Here is an 18,112-nt window from a genome sequence, read left to right on the forward strand (position 1 = left end):
TTGCTGAATCGCATTGAACGGTCCGTGAGCACGAACCTGATTCTCACACCAATCAAAGTAGGAATTTTCTAGATCAAAAGTGGGATTTTTCTATTTGTTTTCAAAAGGTTAAACAGATCAAGAAACCCGAAACCTCCTTGAAATGCCGCCCACAAAAAAGCCCGCATCGCTGCGGGCTTTTTGTACAAACCGGTTATCAGGTCATCTGAATGGTGGTCTGCATGATGGTGCTCTGGGTGGAGATGGTCTTGGCGTTCGCCTGGTAGTTGCTCTGCGCCTTGATCAGGTTCACTAGCTCCATGGTCAGGTCGACGTTGGAATCTTCCAGCGCCTGACCGGTCACGTAACCCAGAGTGCCGGACTCGGGAGTACCGCTGACCGGCACGCCCGAAGCGAACGTCTCGCGCCAGTTGGTGCCGCCCGCCTGCGCCAGACCCTGCACGTTGGCGAAGTTGGTCAACGACACCTGGCCGATCACCTGGGATTTGCCGTTGGTGTAAGTGGCGAACAGGTTACCGGTCGCATCGACGCTCATCGCGCTGAGCTGGCCGGTGGCGTAGCCGTCCTGGTCCTGGCTGATCAGGCCCGATACCGAAGCGGTCTGAGTGATGCCGGCCATGTTCAGCTTGATGTTGGAACCGGTGGCGCCGTTGGCTTCCCAGCTGGTGGTCGTACCGCTGCCAACCTGCACGGCCGGCACCCAGTTGGCGACTGTGAAGGTGCCGTCGGTGTTGAACGTGATGTTGGCGCTGCTGGTCGGTGGCTGGGCAGCGGTTGGATCGGTGTTGGCCGCGACCACCAGGGCACCCGACGAGTTGAAGGTCAGATTGTTCTGGTCCGGCGTGGTGGAAGCCGGGTTGCTGATGCTGCGGCCATCCATCAGCGAGTACATGGACCAGGTGTTGGTGCCGGTTTTCACGAAATACTGGTCAAGCGTGTGCGCGTTACCCTGGGTGTCGTAGGTAGGCGTGCTGTACTTGACGTTGTAGCTCTTGGTGTCGGTCGGATCGAACGTGGTCACCGTAGGCAGCGCGGTGGTGGAGTTCAGGTTGGCGACGTTGGTGATCGCGCTGGTGGCCTTGGGCTCCAGGTTCGACGAGTCGACGCGCAGATCGCTCAGGGCGCCGGTCACGACGCTGCCGTTGGCATCGACGTTGTAGCCCTGCAGCTTCATGCCGGCGCTGTTGACGACGTAGCCTTCCTTGTCGGTGTGGAATGCACCGGCACGGGTGTAGAGCTTCTCGCCGTTGTTGCTGAGCATGAAGAAACCGTTGCCGTTGATGGCAAGGTCCAGGCTGTTTGCAGTGCCGGTGGTCAGGTTGCCCTGGGAGAACTGCTGGGACACCGCGGCAGTCGAGACGCCGCTGCCGACGTTGGTCTGGCCCGAAGTGCCGCGAATCGACTGCGCGTATTGGTCAGCGAATTCGGTGCGCGACGATTTGAAGCCGGTGGTCGCTACGTTGGCAATGTTGTTGCCGGTAACGTCGAGGCTTTTGTTTGCTGCATAGAGCCCGCTAAGGCCGATATTGAAAGACATGTAACACTCCCTCGCCGTTTAGCCGGCTCTAAATTCCGATGGTCTGTACTTTGGACAACGCAACAGAAGTGCCGCTGGCCAGGTTCAAGGTGGTTTCGGCGCCGTTGACGCCCAGAGTCACGCTGCTGACCGTGGCCGGCAGGTAAGTGGTCAGCGCCGTGTTGGTGCCTTCGATGGTGGCGCTGGCCGCGAAGCTGTAGTTGCCCGACGGCGCCACGGTGCCATCCTCGAGCGTGCCGTCCCAGGCGAAGCTGCTGTTGCCGCCGGCGGTTTTCGCGCCCAGGTCGATGGTCTTGACCAGGTTGGCCTGAGCGTCATACACCTTGACGGTGGTGAGGCTGGAAGCCGCGGGCACGACAACCGTACCGGTCATGCCTTTGCTGGTGTCGACGGTGGTAGAACCGGCATCGATGATCACCGAACGACCGACCAGCGAAGAGGCCTGCAGCGCCTGGGACGACTGGTAGCTCGATGCGATCGAGTCCACGGTCGAGGTCAGGTTCTGCATGCTTTCCAGGCTGCTGAACTGGGCCAGCTGGGCAACGAACTGCGTGTTGTCCTGCGGGTCCAGCGGGTTCTGGTTTTTCATCTGGGTGACGAGCAGTTGCAGGAACGCATCCTTGCCCAGCGTACCGGTGGAGTCGGTCGTGGTCGGAGTCGGGTTCTGCAGCTTGTTTATGAAACTCGTCGATACATCGTTTTCAACGGCCATTGGATTCGCCCTTTATCACTGACCCAGGGTCAGGACCTTCTGCATCATGGTTTTAGCGGTGTTCATGATTTCCACGTTGGTCTGGAACGAACGACTGGCGGAAATCATGTCGGCCATTTCTTCCACGACGTTGACGTTGGGGTAAAACACATACCCGTCCTTGTCAGCCGAAGGATGATTGGGCTCGTAGCGCGCTTCGAGGTTGGAGCTGTCTTCGATGATCCCGGTCACCTGCACACCCTGGCCGGCCTGACCCTGCTCTTCGAACAGCGAACCGCCACTGCCCTGCTGACCCTGGAACACGGTGGCGAACACCGGGTGACGGGCACGGTAGGTCTGGTCCATGCTCGAGGACACGGTCTCGGCGTTGGCGATATTGCTGGACGTGGTGTTCAAACGCGTGGTCTGAGCACTCATGGCGCTGCCGGCAATATTGAATACATTGGCGAGGGACATGGATTATTCTCCGCGAAGAGCTGAAACCAGCCCTTTGAACTTGCTGTTGAGCAGCGTGAAACTGGCCTGGAAGCCCATCGCGTTCTCGGTGTAATTGGCCTGTTCGACCTGGGAGTCGACAGTGTTCTGGTCAAGCGACGGCGAAGACGGCGTGCGGTACAGCAGGCTGCCTTCCTGGTTGTCCATGCCTTCAGCTTCGATATGACGGCTGTTGGTCTTGTTCAACGCGAAGCGACCGTTCTGGGCCTTGTCGTTTTCGGCAGCCAGCACCGACGAGAAGTCCAGATCGCGGGCCTTGTAGTTGGGGGTATCGGCGTTGGAAATGTTGTTGGCCAACACCTCTGCACGCTGCGCCCGGAACCCGAGGGCCTTTTCATGTATGCCTAACGCTTTATCGAAGCTGATGCTCATGTCGGGAAACCTTTACCGGTTGACCTGATTTTCGTAGCAGTGACAAAGCAATCGGCGTGCCAGGTTGTGATATGCCGTGTTTACGGGGCTTTCAGCCGATGGCGAAGCGGCAATGCCAGAAAAGCGGCAAGGCATTTCCGCTTAATCGTGGCAAAGCGGCAAGGCAAGTGCCGTTTTTTTGCCATTGCCGCCACCCTGCCCTTCGCCTTGCCGCGCCTGTGTAGGAACCAGCTTGCTGGCAAAGGCGGCACTTCTGACAAAACAGGTTTCGGGACCTTGCAGCGCCTTCACCGGCAAGGCGGATCGCCGCCCGTTGTATCCCACAGAACCGCGGCTTGCAGCCAAAAAAAAGAGACCCGAAGGTCTCTTTTTTCTTGAACATCGCTGGCTGTCATTTGGCCTTATAGATGATGCCCGGGCTGCACTGGACCATCTGATAGTGATCCGGCAGACCGTTGAGGGCTTCCGATGCGCCCAGGAACAGGTAACCGCCCGGCTTGAGCGTGCCGTGGATGCGCAGCAGGATGTCCTTCTTCACCTCGGCAGAGAAGTAGATCAGCACGTTGCGGCAGAACACCATGTCGAACTTGCCCAGGCTGGCGTAGCTGTCGAGCAGGTTGAACGAGCGGAATTCGACACGACTCTTGATCGGCGCCTTGATCGCCCAGCGACCCGGACTTTTCACATCGAAGTAGCGCTGCAGGCGTTCCGGCGACAGACCACGGCCGATGGCCAGGCTGTCGTATTCGCCGGTCTTGCAATTGTTGAGCATCGCACCCGACAGATCGGTCGCGACAATTTGCGCACCGGCCTTGAGCTGGCCCGGATTGCTGCGCTCGAACTCGTCGATGCTCATGGACAGCGAGTACGGTTCCTGGCCCGACGAGCACGCCGCCGACCAGATGCGCAGGCGCTGGCCTGGAGCGGCCTTGATGGCCTCGGGCAACACTCTGTTCTTGAGCACCTCAAATGGATAGGTGTCACGAAACCACAGGGTTTCATTGGTGGTCATCGCATCGACAACCTGCTCGCGCAGACCACTGCGGGGCTGAGTCTGAATACGCTGGACCAGCTCGCCAAGCGACTTGATGCTCTGTTGCTCCATCAGCTTGTTGAGACGGCTGGACACCAGGTACTGCTTGTTTTCCCCCAGCAAAATGCCACAGGCTTTTTCCAGAAAGACCCGGAACTGCTCAAAATCCAAATTACCCGTAGACAAGGTGCCGCCTCTCAATCATGTGAACCACCAGGAACGAAGCCCCTGGCTACTAGCTAATATCTGCCGCTTTGATCCGCGCTACGACCCTGGCCGCGAGGTCATCAGGTCGAAATTTTGCGAGGAAGTCATCAGCACCGACTTTCTTGACCATCGCCTGGTTGAACACCCCCGAAAGGGACGTGTGCAAGGTGATGTGCAATTTCTGCATACGCGGGTCGTTGCGTATCGCAGCTGTTAGGGTATAGCCATCCATTTCCGGCATTTCAATGTCGGAAATCATCATCAGAAATTCTTCTTCGGGCTTCTTGCCCTCATCGACCAGCTTGCGCAGGTAGTCCAGCGCCTGTCGACCATCGTTCAGCGCGGTCACTTCTACACCGACCGTTTCCAGGCAACGACTGACCTGCTTGCGTGCCACCGATGAATCGTCGACCGTCAGTACACGCAGCGAAACCGCTTTGTGATGGACCTCTTCGTCGATCACACCCACCGACACTTCTTCGGAAATCGGCGCGACCTCCGCGAGAATCTTCTCGACGTCGATGATTTCCACCAACTGATTATCGACCCGCGTCACAGCAGTCAGATAATGATCGCGCCCGGTTCCTTTGGGTGGCGGATGAATCTCTTCCCAGTTCATGTTCACGATGCGTTCGACCGAATGCACCAGGAATCCCTGAACCTTGGTGTTGTACTCAGTGATGATCACGAAGGAATTGACCAGCGAGATCATACCCGTCGAGCCGGTCGCCATTGCCAGGTCCATGATCGGGATGGTGCCGCCGCGAATACTCGCGACGCCGCGCACGATCGGACTCGACTTGGGCATGACGGTCAGCTTGGGGCACTGCAGTACTTCTTTCACCTTGAACACATTGATTCCGTAAAGCTGCTTGCCGTCGAGACGGAACAAAAGCAGCTCCAGGCGATTCTGTCCTACCAGCTGAGTACGCTGGTTTACCGAATCCATTACACCCGCCATGCCGACCCCCTAACCTTTAGCGACCATTATCCACACACCGAATCTGGTAAGCGGCACGGGCCTTGCTCTGTATACGTCATGAACGCTACGACGACAATTTTTCGACACATCGCTACAGCTATCCGCAGAACACTGTGCGCTATCGCATTGCTGTGTGTTTCGACCACGATCAGTTTCAGCCGTGCCGAGAACTTCACACTGCCTGAACAGCTTATCGGCGTCACTCAAGGGTTTCTTGAGTTCACTGTGGAAGAGTATTTGACGAGCAACCAGATCGAGGGCCGTTACGAAATCCAGGTCAAGCAACTGGACCCTCGTACCCGCATGGCATTCTGCGACAAGGATTTGACAGCCGAGCTTCACTCGCCCCGCCCGATCGGCCGGGTGAGCGTCCGGGTACGCTGCGAAGGCTCTTCCCCGTGGTCTGTGTTCATTCCGGCACAAGTCTTGCTATACCGAAATGTAGTGACCGCGATCCGCCCGCTCAAGCGCGATGCAGTGGTAATGGCAGAGGATGTGGCGATGCGCGAACGCGATGTCGGCACCCTGGGCCTGGGTTTTCTGGCCTCGATCGATCAGGCCGTGGGCCAAAAGGTTCTCCGACCAATGGTCATCGATCAGGTGCTGACCCCGGTCGCACTCGAACAACCGGCCATGGTGCGCAAGGGTGATCAGGTGGTGATCATCGCCCGCACCGGAAGCCTGGCGGTGCGCATGCCGGGCGAAGCGATGAGTGACGGCAGTTTCAACGAACAGATACGGGTGAAGAACCTCAATTCCAACCGGGTGATCAAAGCCAACATCACCGGACCAGGACAGGTGGAAGTCTCTATGTGAACACGATGGTGCTGGCGCGAAAGGTGCGATGTTTCTAGACTGCGGTGAATGTCCGACGGTGATCGGGCGTCTTTGTGACGCTTTCTCATTTCGTTGCCTAAAGTTATTTCGGAATTGGCCGAAAACAAGGCAAGCGTCCAAACACCTAGAGGTTTTTCATCATGGTCATAGACTTCAGTCGTCTCAATAATTCGCAGTCCGTTGCGGGTACTTCGCGTACCGGCAGCACAGGCAAGACCGATGCTCCAGCATCCATCAGCGCCCCGGCAGACGTAAAAAGCACCGGAGAGACCGTTCACCTGAGCAGTGAGGCTCAAAAGTTGCAGACAATCACTGATAAGTTGGGCGATCTGCCGGTCGTCAACAGCGCACGCGTAGCGGAACTGAAACAAGCGATTGCCGACGGCACCTACACAGTCGACAGCAACCGTGTTGCGAGCAAAATGCTTAACTTTGAATCCCAACGCTAGCCCTACGCTCGCGCTGGATCTTCTGGACGCTTGAAAAACCAGAGCATGCGATGCACGACACTACTTTGCTTCAAATGATGACCGACGACATGGTCCCGGCCCGGCGCCTGCTCGAATTGCTGCAGGCCGAGTCCGTGGTTCTGCATGGCCGCGACATGCTGGAAATGGAGCACGTGCTGGCGCAGAAACACGCATTGGTGATTCTGCTCGAACAGCACGGCCGCAAGCGCAGCCAGGTGCTGAGCAGCATCGGCCTGCCGGCCAACCGTGAAGGCCTGCGGTTGCTGGCACATCAGTCGGACGTGGGCGACCAGCTGCTCGCTGCCGGTGATGAGCTGAGCGCCCTGATCGCCGAATGTCAGTCCCTCAATGAGCAAAATGGCAGTCTGATCCAGTTGCAGCAGGTGAATACCGCTCACCAGCTACGCATTCTGAATGGCGGCGACACGCCGACGCTTTACGACGCTCGCGGTTCGACCGCCGGGCGCGCGAAGCCACGTCCGCTCAGTCAGGCGTAATTCCCTGTATCAAGGTTTCTTGCGTAGTGGCAGAATGCCTGTTGTTGCGTTGCCGTAGTATTTTGCCTGGAGATGGAAAAAAGTGAATGGCTCAAGCGCGGATGATGCTCCGCAGCCCCCAAAGGTCCTGAACACACCTTTGGAAATTGCCGCCAACTTGCGGTTGCTCCTGGAAAGCCATGATCCTTTGATCATCACCTTTCATGAGCGCTCCCAGCGTTTTCAAAGTTATCTGATCGAAGTCGAGCGCGACGGCAACGTGCTTGCGCTCGACGAAATGATTCCCCGTGACGGGGAACGCTTTCTGGCCAACGGCGAACCCTTCCGGGTCGAAGGCTTTCACGACGGCGTGCGGATCGCCTGGGAAAGCAGCGAGCAGATGGACATCGTCGATGTCGACGGCCAGCGTCTCTATCGCGGCTCGCTCCCCACCGAAGTGGTTTATCACCAGCGCCGCAACGCATTCCGGGCCGCTCTCAAACTGGCCCAACTGGTCGACGTCGAAATAGGCGGCGACCGAATCAAGTTCACCCTCTCCGGCAAACTGCTGGACATCTCCGCCACCGGCTGCAAGCTTCGTTTCGAAGGCGATATCTCGGACCGTCTGCAACTGGGGCAAGTCTACGAACGCTTCATTGCCAGGCTGCCCTTCGGTGACATGACCGCCCCGGTCGAACTGCGCCATCTGCATTTCGAAGAAAGGGTCAACACCACCTTCGCCGGCGTGCGCTTCCATAACATGAGCGGGCTGGTGCAGCGTCAGGTAGAGCGTTTCGTCTACCAGTTGCAACGTGAAGCACGTCGTTTCGATAAAGACGACGATTTCTGATCCGCTCCTGGTTGTAGGACCGGGCGGCGCTCCGCTTGTCCGCGAAGAGGCATGATCAGGCGCTACATCATTTTTGCCTGTACAGACGCCTCCGCGGATAAGTCAGCTACCACATGATTGCCCGCAGGTTTTCCGTAGTATTGCCTCACGCAGGCCGGGTTTCTTCCTCATGCTCGGCCAGCGGCGCGTCTGCCGCCATTTCATCCACCGCCTCCCCTTCAGGCTCGACCGTGTTCTGCATCTGATCCTGCACCACCTGTTCATCCACACGTGGGTCCAGCGCCACCACCAACGGTGAACTGGACATGCTGTCTGGCATGGCCACGTGCTGCAGCGGTGCATTTTCCACCTGGTGCTCGTGGGTAACGGCCCTGGGCCGGATCAGCAACACCAGCACGACGCCGGCGGTGCAAATGAAGGCGTACAGCATGTGCCCGCCCAGCGTCTTCATGATCACGCCGGCCACCAGCGGGCCGATGCTGGCGCCGATGCCGTAGGTCATCAAAAGCATCGCGGTCAGGGATACCCGACGCTCGGCTTCGACGTGGTCGTTGGCGAACGCGACCGCCAGCGGATACAGGCAGAACTGCATCAGCGACGCCAGGAAGCCGACGCAGAACAACATCACCACCGGCACCTGAGGCAGCACGGCCAAAGGCAACGATGCGGCCACCAGCGCACCGGCAAAGATGCGCATCAGAATCGCCCGGTCATAGCGATCCGAAAGCAGCCCCAACGGCCACTGCACGACAAACCCGGCCATGATGCAGAAGCCCATGAACAGACCGACCTGCTTGGTAGTCAGTCCCTGATCCGCGGCGTACACCGGCGCCAAGCCGTAAAACGCGCCCATGATCAATCCCGCGCCCAGAACCGCAGTGAGCGACTGCGGAACCCGCTGCATGAAGAAGCGTGGCTCCAACGGTGCCGGATGCAAGGGCGCCGGGTGAATGCTGCGGGTCATGGCGACCGGCACCAGGCACAAGGCAAAACACAGTGCCACCAGCATCAGCAGCTCCGGCCCCAGCCCCGGATGAATCACCAGCACCAACTGGCCCAGCACCAGGCCGAGGTACGAGGCAATCATGTAGCCGCTGAACACCATGCCGCGCTGCTTGGCCGCGGCCTGCTCGTTCAGCCAGCTTTCAATGACCATGTACTGACACATCATCCCCAGTCCGACGATCACCCGCAGTATCAGCCAGGCCGGCAGCCAGCTGATCAGGCCGTGACCGAGCACGGCGGCGCCGACGATCCCGGCACAGGTCGCGTAGGCCCGGATATGCCCGACTCGCCCGATCAGGCGGTGGCCGATCTTGCCGCCCAGCACCAGACCGAAATAGTTGGCGGCCATCAGCGCACCGACCCACAGGCTGTCGACCTGGTCGGCCGCCAGACGCAGCGCCAGATACGTACTCAACAGGCCTGAACCGATCAACATCATCAGCGAGGCGAAATACAAGGCTCGAAAGGATTTCCAGATTTGGCGCATCGATTTTCCAGAAATAAGGCGTTGCCCGATGGGCTGCGCCAGAACGACGGTTCAAAGGAGGTGAAGTGAAGCCTAGACCTGGGCGGCCAGCACGCGCCGTTCCCATGGAGTGATCTCGTCGAAGAAGCTGGTCAGCTCCAGGGACTTGGAAGCGACGTAACCTTCGATGAACTCATGACCAAACAGTTCCTTGGCCAGCTCGCTGCGCTTGAGACGTTCAAGGGCCGCGTGCAAGGTGCAGGGCAAGGTCAGCGCGTCGGGCACCTCGATCTCGCCCTGCACCGCAGCGTCGGGTTCGATTCGATGCTCGATGCCGTACAACCCCGCCGCCAGGCTAGCGGCAATGGCCAGGTAGGGATTGGCATCGGCACCGGGCAGACGGTTTTCCACGCGCCTGGCGACCGGATCGCTGGCCGGCACTCGCAGTCCTGCAGCGCGATTGTCCAGCGACCAGCAGGCATTGTTGGGCGAGGCGTACGGGTGGCAGAGCCGCTGGTAGGAATTGACGTTCGGCGCAAACAGCGCAGTGAAATCCGCCATGCAGGCCTGCTGACCGCCAATGAAATGACTGAAGGTGTCGGTAGGCTCACCATCATCGCCACTGAACACGTTCTTCCCGGATGCGGCATCCACCACACTCTGGTGAATGTGCATGGAACTGCCCGGCGTGTGCGCCAACGGCTTGGCCATGCACACCACGTTCAGGCCGTGCTTGAGCGCGACTTCCTTGAGCAGGTGCTTGAACAGAAACGTCTGGTCGGCCAGCAGCAGCGGATCGCCATGCAGCAGGTTGATCTCGAACTGGCTGATGCCCATCTCATGCATGAAGGTATCGCGCGGCAGGCCCAGCGCCGCCATGGCGGCATAGACCTCGGTAAAGAATGGTCGCAGACCGTTATGGGAACCGACACTGAACGCCGAATACCCCTGTTCCCGGCGTCCATCGAGGCCCACCGGCGCGGCAAATGGCTGGAACGGATCAGGGTTGGGCGCGAACACGAAAAACTCAAGTTCGGTGGCCACCACCGGCGCCAGCCCACGCGCTGCATAACGGCCGATGACAGCCTTGAGCAAGGCCCGCGTGGACAACCCGCAAGGCTCGCCACTGAGTTCGTGGGTGTCGCAGATCGCCAGCGCACGCGGCGGCTCGCTCCACGGCAGTCGATGAAGCTGTTGCGGGTCGGCAATCATTGCCACGTCGCCATCGTCACTGCCATAAAAGCGCGACGCCGGGTAGCCGCCCATGATGCATTGCAACAGAACCCCGCGCGCCAGTTGCAGGCGCCGTCCTTGCAGGAAGCCTTCGGCGGTCATCACCTTGCCACGCGGCACGCCGTTCAGGTCGGGCGTCACGCATTCCACTTGATCGACACCTTGCAACGCCGGTGTCGGCCAAAGGGAGTCATTGCTGGTCATTGCTCAATCCTTGATCGTCGTTCAAGCCGTCCGGCGGCGAGACCTACAACATACGCATCCCTGTCGTTCTATTTCAAGCGCGACCAAGGTCAGGAAGCGGCACCTGGAAAAAGAACGTCCGGACCTGACGTTTCCAGACCAGCCAATGTCGCACAGCCTGCATCACACCCGGCCAGGCGGCAGGCGGTGGCACGATTACTGCTAAAAACACTTGAAGTTCAAATTTCCGTCACTCAAGGAGCAACTATGTTTCGTACTCACGGCATGCCCCTCGCCTACAAATATTGCGTCGGCGAGGGCCTGGAGCTCGGTGCCTCGATTCATAACTCGTTCTATCTGACAGACTGCCCCAACCTGTCTCCCAGTGACGGAGTCGATTACATGTTCGAGCGCGACCTGCTCGACTACCAGCGTTACCAGGCCAACTATGTCGATCACTCCAACGGCCAGATGGCCAGGGTCGACCTGATCGGTGACTTCCAGAACATCCCCAAACCCGATTCCAGCCTGGATTACCTGGTCAGCTCCCACGTCATCGAGCACGATCCCAACACCTTCGCCGCACTCATCGAGTCGGAGCGCGCGCTGAAGAATTTCGGTGTGTTCTTCTGCATCTTCCCCAAGCGCATCGCCGCTCAGGAAGACCGGTTCCGCCGGCTGACTACGCTGGAAGAAATGATTGCCGCTTACGAAAACAAGTTGAGCATGGCCGATATGCCTGCGCAGACCTGGCGCGATCACTACCAGGTGTTTTCCCTGCAAAGCATGCTGCGGGTCGTCAACTACCTCAACCAGCACCACCTGGGTCGCTGGCTGATCGAGAGTTTCGAGGAAACCGACAGCAAGGTAGGCAACGGGCACACCATCGTGCTGCGCAAATATGAAAAGCTGGCAGAGTCGGTGTGGCCCGATGACGACAGCTTCGCTCGCGACCTGTTCGGCGCCTGGGAAGCGGGTCGCCTGGGTGAAGCGCTGGCCATGCTGAAGATTTCGCTGTCGTTCAACTTCTTCGACCCGGTCAAGCTGCACCTGGCCGGCCACCTGTCCCGTGAACTGGGCGATAACCACGAAGCGGTCGAGTTTCTTCGTCAGGCGCTCATCATCGAGCCAGAGAACGAAGCTTTCCGCAAAGAGTTCTTCGACTGGTCGGGCGTTGTCTACGCCAATCCCGTTCTGTGACATTGCCCCCAAAATCAGTGACAGGCCTGCGCCGTTGCACATGGAGTACCGGATGAACCTTTGGCAAGATTTTCTAACGAATGACGATCGCCTGATCCACAAATGGACGCACTACTTTCCGATCTACGAAAAGCACTTGAGCGAATGGCGCAACAAGACCATCACGGTGCTGGAAATCGGCGTTTCCAAAGGCGGCTCCCTGCAGATGTGGAAACGCTTCTTCGGCCCGCTGGCGACCATCGTCGGGATCGATATCAACCCTGAGTGCCAGAGCATGGAGGAAGACGGCGTCCACATTCGCATCGGCGATCAGTCGGACCCCGAGTTTCTCCAGAAGCTGCTCGACGAATTCGGCCCGTTCGACATCGTGCTGGACGACGGCAGCCACCGGATGGACCACATCACCCAGACGTTCGAATTGCTGTATCCGACCCTGCCGAAAAACGGCATCTACATCGTCGAGGATCTGCACACGGCCTACTGGCCTGAATACGGCGGCGGCAAGGACAACCCCGACACCTTCATCAACATCAGCAAGAGCTTCATCGACGACCTGAACGCGGACCATTCCCGTGGACAGATCGCGCCGACCTTCATGACTCGCTTCACCTTCTGCATCAGTTACTACGACAGTGTCGTGGTCTTCCAGCGCGGCTCGATCCCGGTGAAAAAGGCGCCGCAGACCAGCGTCAGGAATCTCGCGACCCGCCTGCTCAACGTCGACGTCCGCTAACCGAAGGCACGGCAACGCAAAACGCCCGCCTGATGCATCGAATCATCGATGCATCAGGCGGGCGTCAAAAAAACCTCTGTCGTCAGCGTCGGTTCAAGGCAGATAGATACTGAACAACCCGCCGCCCAATTCCCCGCCGTTGGCAATTTCGATGCGTCCCTCGACACCGTTGCGGGCATGCAGCCTGGCAATGTGCGACGCGAAGTACAGGCCCAGCCCGGTACTGCCGCTGCCCTGATTGATCCCCAGTACATAGTCGGTCTGGTGCTCGATCATGTGCGCCGGATAGCCCGGGCCGTCGTCGTTGATGGATATTTTCAGCTGACCTTGATCATCCCCCAGCGTCACGAGGATTTTCTCGCGGGCGAAGCGGATGGCGTTGACGATGATGTTGGCCACCACCGAGCCGATCAGTTCACGGTCGAAAAAACCCAGCGGGCTCAGGTGGTCGACTTCGACATCGGCGGCAATGCCACGGCTGTCGAGCACCTCCTGGTGATGAGCCAGCTGCGCCTCGATGAAGTCATCCAGCTCGTGGTAGTCAGGACGCAGCGGCAACTGGTTGACGCCCAGTTTGTAGAGCCCCAGCAGTTGCACCAGCATGCCGTTGAGGCTGGCGAATTCATACTCGATGACGCCGTTCTCCGGCGTCTCGCGGTGCTGTTCAGGGAGGCGCGACAACCACTGGCTGTGAGCCTGGGTCAGGGTTGCCAGCGAGTTTTTCATGTCATGCACGGTGGAGGCGATCACCATGGAAAAATCCAGTCCCGGCTCTGTGTCACTCATGCGCCAAACGCCTTTTCCTTGAGTTTGCGGTAACGCTCGTAGCGTGGATCGCTGTCGGCAATCTTGCCGACCGACTTGAGGCACGCCCGGCATTCTTCAAGCCCGGCTTCACCCAGGTTCTGTCCGGGGTGCAGCAGCGATTGCGCCATGTTCAACGCAATACTGATGTTCCTGGGTTGCAACGCCAGGCCGCGACGGAAGAAATCCTGTGCCTCGGTCAGGTTGCCGGCCTTGTAGCTGCGCACACCTTGCAGGTTGAAATCGATGGCCGCCTTGTTGACGCCGAGAATGGCGGGATCGTCGGTCATGCTGGCTACGCTTTTCATGATCGCCGGATCGTCACCGTAGACTTCCGCACAGTTTTTCAGCACCCCGGCACCGGCCTCTTCCTGGCCAAGCTGCTTGAGTTGCGCGGCGACCACCAGTGCGGCTTCGGCCCCCAGAAACTGCTCCATGCCCTCCATCCGGGCCATCGCCTGCTCGGTCAGCTTGGCGGCGGCTTCCGGATCGGAATGCTGCAGGCTCGCCGCCTTCATCAGGCGGGTGCGGACTTGCAGCCCTTCGTCGGCCGTGTGCTCCTTGGCAACATCGCCCAGCGCGTTGTTGATCTCGACCCTGGCGCGCGCGTCCAGCCCGGCGTCGCCGCCCTTGCTGATCAGCGCATGCGCCAGGCCCAGATTGGTTTCCGGGTCTTTGAAGCGTGAGTGCTGCCCTTGCGAGACCGCCTGACGGAAGGCCTTGGAAGACGTTTCGAAATCTTCGTTGCTCAGCGCCAGCTTGCCCAGCAGCTTCTGCCGCCGCACCGCCAGCGGCGACAGACGCACCGCGCTCTCCAGTACGCTCTGGGCATGCTTGAGTTCGCCACGCGCCACCAGCACGTCGGCCAGGCCGTCGAACAACGCCGGCATGGTGGGGAACGCCTTGATCGCCTGTTCGTATACCGCCTGAGCCTCGGAAGTCTTGCCGCGCTTGAGCAGCAGATTGCCCAGCGCGCCATACGCCCAGGGCGTGGCACGATCGGCAAGGATGCCCTTGAGGAACGCTTCCAGCGGTTCATTCTGCTTGAGGTCGCGCAGCGCGTCGGCCTTGTAGCGCAGGCACAATGGCGCGAAGCGCGGGTCCTGCTGAATCAGCTTGTTGCAGGCGAGCAGCACCTCGGCGGGCTTGCGGCGGTCCAGCGCCTGCAGGATCGGCTTGAGCATCGTCTTGCGCTGCACCAGTTTTTCCAGTCGCTGCGCAAGGCCCGCGCGGTTGAACGGCTTGGTCAGGTAGCCGTCCGGCTCCCATTCCAGGGCACTCATGACCATGGCCTGGCTGTTTTCGGCCGTGACCATGATGAACACACTTTCGTAGCTCAACAGCCGCTCGACCATCAGGTCTTCCAGCACTTGCTGGCCATTCTTGCGACCGTCACCCAGGTTGAAGTCGTGCAGCACGAAGTCATAACGCTTTTGCGAGCACATGCGCAGCGCCTGCTCGCCGGTGTCGGCGGTATCCACTTCCTTGACGCCCAACTCGCGCAGCATCGACCTGACCGAGCTGCGGAAATCGGAAAAATCATCAACGATCAGAAAGCTTTTTTGGTTATACGCCAGCATCCAGAATCCTATGCAGGAAAGGGTGAAATAGTAGATATCCGGGTCAGGCAAGGGCCGGACCCAAGCGCACGGCCTTCGAGGGCGCGCGCATCTTGACCTATGGCAACTCGCTACCAAATGATGTTCAGTGGCCGGAGCAGATGGTCCGTCGCTGCAAGTTGCCGGGAACTCCAAGTTTTTCGACCGCAGCCGGAGAAACTATAGAGCGAAACCTGAACTAAGCGGACAGCTGGGCCAGCGCAGCACTGGCAATCTGAGAGATGAATCGAATGCGCAGGCGCCGCTGGCGTCCGAGAGAACCTGCCGGACCAGAGCCGGTCGGCAGAAAGACGCGCCATGAATCGACGCGTGGGGAATACAGCCGGCCTTCCCGGCCAGCGGCCGGGAAAGTGCCTGGTCAGACCCAGCCGTCGTTCTTCTTGCGGCGACTGGTCAGCGCCGGCAGGATCAGGCCCACCAGCAGGCCGGCACCGGCGATGCTGCCGCCGTACACCATATAGCGCATCATGACCTGTTTGTTCTCGTCACCCAGGCGCGCCTGAGTGGTACGCAACTCTGCCTGAGTGTCAGCCAGTTCGGCGTTCAACGACTGGGTGCGGGCTTCCAGTTCATCCACCAGCTTCTTGCGCGAATCGAGGGTTTCCTGCATGCCCTGGACGCGGGTTTTCCAGGTGTTGTCGATATCCGCGAGCTGCGCCGTGAGGTCGGCGACCTGTTGGGTCAGTTGCGGGACACGCTCCGCCTGGCCCGGTGCTTCCTGAAGATCGGCGCTGGGGATCCATACGGTGCTGCCGCTTTCAGCGCGAATCTGGCTGTAGTTGCCCGAGGTGGTCAGCAGCTCGACCTTCTGCCCGGACTTCAACGTGCCGACGATGCGATGGCCGTCGGTCGGACCGCTGCGTACATAGGTGGTAAGGCTGTCACTGACCCAGCGTTCGCCTTCGGCGGCCTGCGCATTGACGGGTGTGAGGGCGGCAAGCATGGCACCGAAAAAAATCGCGCCGAACACGCGGCGCGGGGCAATGAAGAGGCCGGGAGCACGGGAAAGAAGTGCGCAAAGATGAGATGGCATGGCGTGATTGTCTTTATCTGAAAATGAAAAAAGGCCCCGATGACCGGGCCAGCTAACGATGGGCCTGCGTGTAAACCGCAGTTTTTCATGCAACTCCTGCCCGGGCAGGCGGTCTGCCATTGAACAGCGTTGCAACGACCCGGATGGAAATGCCTCACTGGCCGTCCTGTCAGTCCATCAGCTAACAGACCCTGTGATCGGGGTCAGGTTCATTATCGGGCCCGGTTAGCGTCAAAAATCAGCCGCCCGGCATGTCACCGGCCGACTGGCGCGGCAAAGGATTGAGCCGTTGGGGCTACTCTTGATCGAGCGCCAGCCCCGATCACCGCAGCGCAAAGGTGCCCGGCGATTGCTTTCCCGCCACAGTGCTGTAGAAAATGACAGCCAGGCGTGAACGTCCCCGATGCTCACCATCCTGATGCAGCCGGCGCCAAGCGCGGGCTGTGTCGCTCTAATGGAAAATAGAATGATCCCAAGACAAGTGATTAACGCCTCGGTCAGCCCTAAAGGCAGCCTCGAAACCCTTTCCCAACGCGAAGTGCAGCAACTGAGCGCTGCCGGTTCAGGCAGTATCTATACCCTCTTTCGCCAGTGCGCCCTGGCCATCCTCAATACCGGCGCCCATGTCGACAACGCCAAGACCATTCTCGAAGCCTACGAGAACTTCGAAGTCCGTATCCATCAGCAGGACCGTGGGGTGCGCCTGGAACTGCTCAACGCGCCGGCCGATGCCTTCGTCGATGGCGAGATGATTGCCAGTACCCGCGAGATGCTGTTCAGCGCCCTGCGCGACATCGTCTATACCGAAAGCGAGCTGGACAGCCAGCGCATCGACCTGAGCAACTCGCAAGGCATCACCGACTACGTGTTCCACCTGTTGCGCAATGCCCGCACGCTGCGTGCCGGTGTCGAGCCGAAAATGGTGGTCTGCTGGGGCGGTCATTCGATCAACACCGAAGAGTACAAATACACCAAGAAGGTCGGCCATGAGCTGGGCCTGCGCAGCCTGGACATCTGCACCGGCTGCGGTCCGGGCGTAATGAAAGGCCCGATGAAAGGCGCGACCATCGCCCACGCCAAGCAACGCATCACCGGCGGCCGCTACCTGGGCCTGACCGAGCCGGGCATCATCGCCGCCGAGGCGCCCAACCCGATCGTCAACGAGCTGGTAATCCTGCCGGACATCGAAAAGCGCCTGGAAGCGTTCGTGCGTGTCGGCCATGGCATCATCATCTTCCCCGGCGGCGCCGGCACCGCTGAAGAATTTCTCTACCTGCTGGGCATCCTGATGCACCCGGACAACAAGGATGTGCCGTTCCCGGTGGTGCTGACCGGACCGAAAAGCACCGAGCCGTACCTGCAACAGTTGCATGCCTTTGTCGGCGCCACCCTGGGCGAAGCGGCGCAGCGTCATTACGAAATCATCATCGACAACCCGGCCGAAGTGGCGCGGCACATGTCGCAAGGGTTGAAGCAGGTGAAGCAGTTCCGCCGCGAGCGTAACGATGCCTTTCACTTCAACTGGCTGCTCAAGATCGAAGAAGGCTTCCAGCATCCGTTCGATCCGACCCACGAAAACATGGCGCAGCTGCAACTCAATCATCAGCTGCCGTCCCACGAACTGGCCGCCAATCTGCGCCGCGCGTTTTCCGGAATCGTCGCCGGCAACGTCAAGGACAAGGGCATCCGCCTGATCGAGGAACACGGCCCGTATCAGATCCACGGCGACCCGAGCATCATGCGCCCGCTGGACAAGCTGCTACAGGCCTTTGTCGAGCAGCACCGCATGAAACTGCCGGGCGGCGCGGCGTATGTGCCGTGTTATCAGGTTGTGACCTGAGACCGCCGCGCCCCGGTGGCTCCTA

Annotated in this window: 18 protein-coding genes; 7 read left to right on the forward strand and 11 right to left on the reverse strand. The window is 59.6% G+C overall.

The features are described from left to right. Positions 1-196: 196 nt before the first annotated feature. The 6 genes from flgE to EGJ27_RS12275 all read right to left on the reverse strand — a co-directional run bounded on the left by flgE (position 197) and on the right by EGJ27_RS12275 (position 5,317). On the reverse strand, positions 197-1,537 hold the full coding sequence (gene flgE, locus EGJ27_RS12250; protein WP_125831006.1) for a flagellar hook protein FlgE: 1,341 nt from the start codon (positions 1,535-1,537) through the stop codon (positions 197-199). A gap of 28 nt (positions 1,538-1,565) precedes the next feature. Further along, positions 1,566-2,249, reverse strand: a complete 684-nt coding sequence (locus tag EGJ27_RS12255; RefSeq protein ID WP_125831007.1) for a flagellar hook assembly protein FlgD — start codon at positions 2,247-2,249, stop codon at positions 1,566-1,568. A 15-nt stretch (positions 2,250-2,264) separates the two neighbouring features. Continuing rightward, positions 2,265-2,705, reverse strand: coding sequence for a flagellar basal body rod protein FlgC (flgC, locus tag EGJ27_RS12260; protein ID WP_125831008.1), 441 nt, complete (start codon positions 2,703-2,705; stop codon positions 2,265-2,267). 3 nt (positions 2,706-2,708) lie between these two features. Further along, positions 2,709-3,116 carry a flagellar basal body rod protein FlgB gene (flgB, locus tag EGJ27_RS12265; protein ID WP_125831009.1) on the reverse strand — a complete coding sequence of 136 codons (408 nt, stop codon included), beginning with the start codon at positions 3,114-3,116 and terminating at the stop codon, positions 2,709-2,711. 391 nt (positions 3,117-3,507) lie between these two features. After that, positions 3,508-4,335, reverse strand: coding sequence for a protein-glutamate O-methyltransferase CheR (gene cheR, locus EGJ27_RS12270; RefSeq protein ID WP_177523009.1), 828 nt, complete (start codon positions 4,333-4,335; stop codon positions 3,508-3,510). Between the two features lie 49 nt (positions 4,336-4,384). After that, on the reverse strand, positions 4,385-5,317 hold the full coding sequence (locus tag EGJ27_RS12275; RefSeq protein ID WP_125831011.1) for a chemotaxis protein CheV: 933 nt from the start codon (positions 5,315-5,317) through the stop codon (positions 4,385-4,387). A gap of 78 nt (positions 5,318-5,395) precedes the next feature. Here EGJ27_RS12275 and flgA point away from each other — a divergent pair, with 78 nt between their 5' ends. The 4 genes from flgA (at position 5,396) to EGJ27_RS12295 (ending at position 7,971) form a co-directional block, all read left to right on the forward strand. Then, on the forward strand, positions 5,396-6,154 hold the full coding sequence (flgA, locus tag EGJ27_RS12280; protein ID WP_125831012.1) for a flagellar basal body P-ring formation chaperone FlgA: 759 nt from the start codon (positions 5,396-5,398) through the stop codon (positions 6,152-6,154). 161 nt (positions 6,155-6,315) lie between these two features. Continuing rightward, complete coding sequence (gene flgM, locus EGJ27_RS12285; protein WP_125831013.1) at positions 6,316-6,624, forward strand: flagellar biosynthesis anti-sigma factor FlgM; 309 nt, start codon at positions 6,316-6,318, stop codon at positions 6,622-6,624. Between the two features lie 50 nt (positions 6,625-6,674). Next, positions 6,675-7,142: a flagella synthesis protein FlgN gene (locus EGJ27_RS12290; RefSeq protein ID WP_125831014.1), complete on the forward strand. Its 468-nt coding sequence runs from the start codon at positions 6,675-6,677 to the stop codon at positions 7,140-7,142. Positions 7,143-7,224: 82 nt separating this feature from the next. After that, positions 7,225-7,971: a flagellar brake protein gene (locus EGJ27_RS12295; protein ID WP_125831015.1), complete on the forward strand. Its 747-nt coding sequence runs from the start codon at positions 7,225-7,227 to the stop codon at positions 7,969-7,971. A gap of 145 nt (positions 7,972-8,116) precedes the next feature. Here the strand turns inward: EGJ27_RS12295 and EGJ27_RS12300 are convergent, their stop codons facing one another. Together EGJ27_RS12300 and EGJ27_RS12305 are read right to left on the reverse strand one after the other, a co-directional pair. Beyond that, positions 8,117-9,463: an MFS transporter gene (locus tag EGJ27_RS12300; protein WP_177523010.1), complete on the reverse strand. Its 1,347-nt coding sequence runs from the start codon at positions 9,461-9,463 to the stop codon at positions 8,117-8,119. A 72-nt stretch (positions 9,464-9,535) separates the two neighbouring features. Then, a complete protein-coding gene (locus EGJ27_RS12305; RefSeq protein WP_177523016.1) occupies positions 9,536-10,777 on the reverse strand; it encodes a glutamine synthetase family protein in 1,242 nt (413 codons plus the stop codon). A 348-nt stretch (positions 10,778-11,125) separates the two neighbouring features. On the opposite strand from EGJ27_RS12305, the gene EGJ27_RS12310 reads away from it, so the two are divergent. After that, positions 11,126-12,058, forward strand: a complete 933-nt coding sequence (locus tag EGJ27_RS12310) for a methyltransferase domain-containing protein (protein ID WP_256672785.1) — start codon at positions 11,126-11,128, stop codon at positions 12,056-12,058. Positions 12,059-12,110: 52 nt separating this feature from the next. Continuing rightward, complete coding sequence (locus tag EGJ27_RS12315) at positions 12,111-12,791, forward strand: class I SAM-dependent methyltransferase (RefSeq protein WP_218568054.1); 681 nt, start codon at positions 12,111-12,113, stop codon at positions 12,789-12,791. A gap of 93 nt (positions 12,792-12,884) precedes the next feature. Here EGJ27_RS12315 and EGJ27_RS12320 read toward each other — a convergent pair whose 3' ends face one another. The 3 genes from EGJ27_RS12320 to EGJ27_RS12330 form a co-directional block, all read right to left on the reverse strand. Continuing rightward, positions 12,885-13,577, reverse strand: coding sequence for a sensor histidine kinase KdpD (locus tag EGJ27_RS12320; RefSeq protein ID WP_125831017.1), 693 nt, complete (start codon positions 13,575-13,577; stop codon positions 12,885-12,887). Then, positions 13,574-15,175: a tetratricopeptide repeat-containing response regulator gene (locus EGJ27_RS12325; protein ID WP_125831018.1), complete on the reverse strand. Its 1,602-nt coding sequence runs from the start codon at positions 15,173-15,175 to the stop codon at positions 13,574-13,576. Before EGJ27_RS12325 ends, EGJ27_RS12320 begins: the two co-directional genes overlap by 4 nt. A 397-nt stretch (positions 15,176-15,572) precedes the next feature. Continuing rightward, a complete protein-coding gene (locus tag EGJ27_RS12330) occupies positions 15,573-16,247 on the reverse strand; it encodes a TIGR04211 family SH3 domain-containing protein (RefSeq protein WP_125831019.1) in 675 nt (224 codons plus the stop codon). Positions 16,248-16,713: 466 nt separating this feature from the next. On the opposite strand from EGJ27_RS12330, the gene ppnN reads away from it, so the two are divergent. After that, the gene (ppnN, locus tag EGJ27_RS12335; protein ID WP_125831020.1) at positions 16,714-18,087 is read left to right on the forward strand and encodes a nucleotide 5'-monophosphate nucleosidase PpnN; all 1,374 of its coding nucleotides are present in this window, start codon (positions 16,714-16,716) and stop codon (positions 18,085-18,087) included. The last annotated feature ends 25 nt before the right edge of the window (positions 18,088-18,112 follow it).

Source organism: Pseudomonas sp. v388 (assembly GCF_003935425.1).
Lineage (GTDB): Bacteria > Pseudomonadota > Gammaproteobacteria > Pseudomonadales > Pseudomonadaceae > Aquipseudomonas.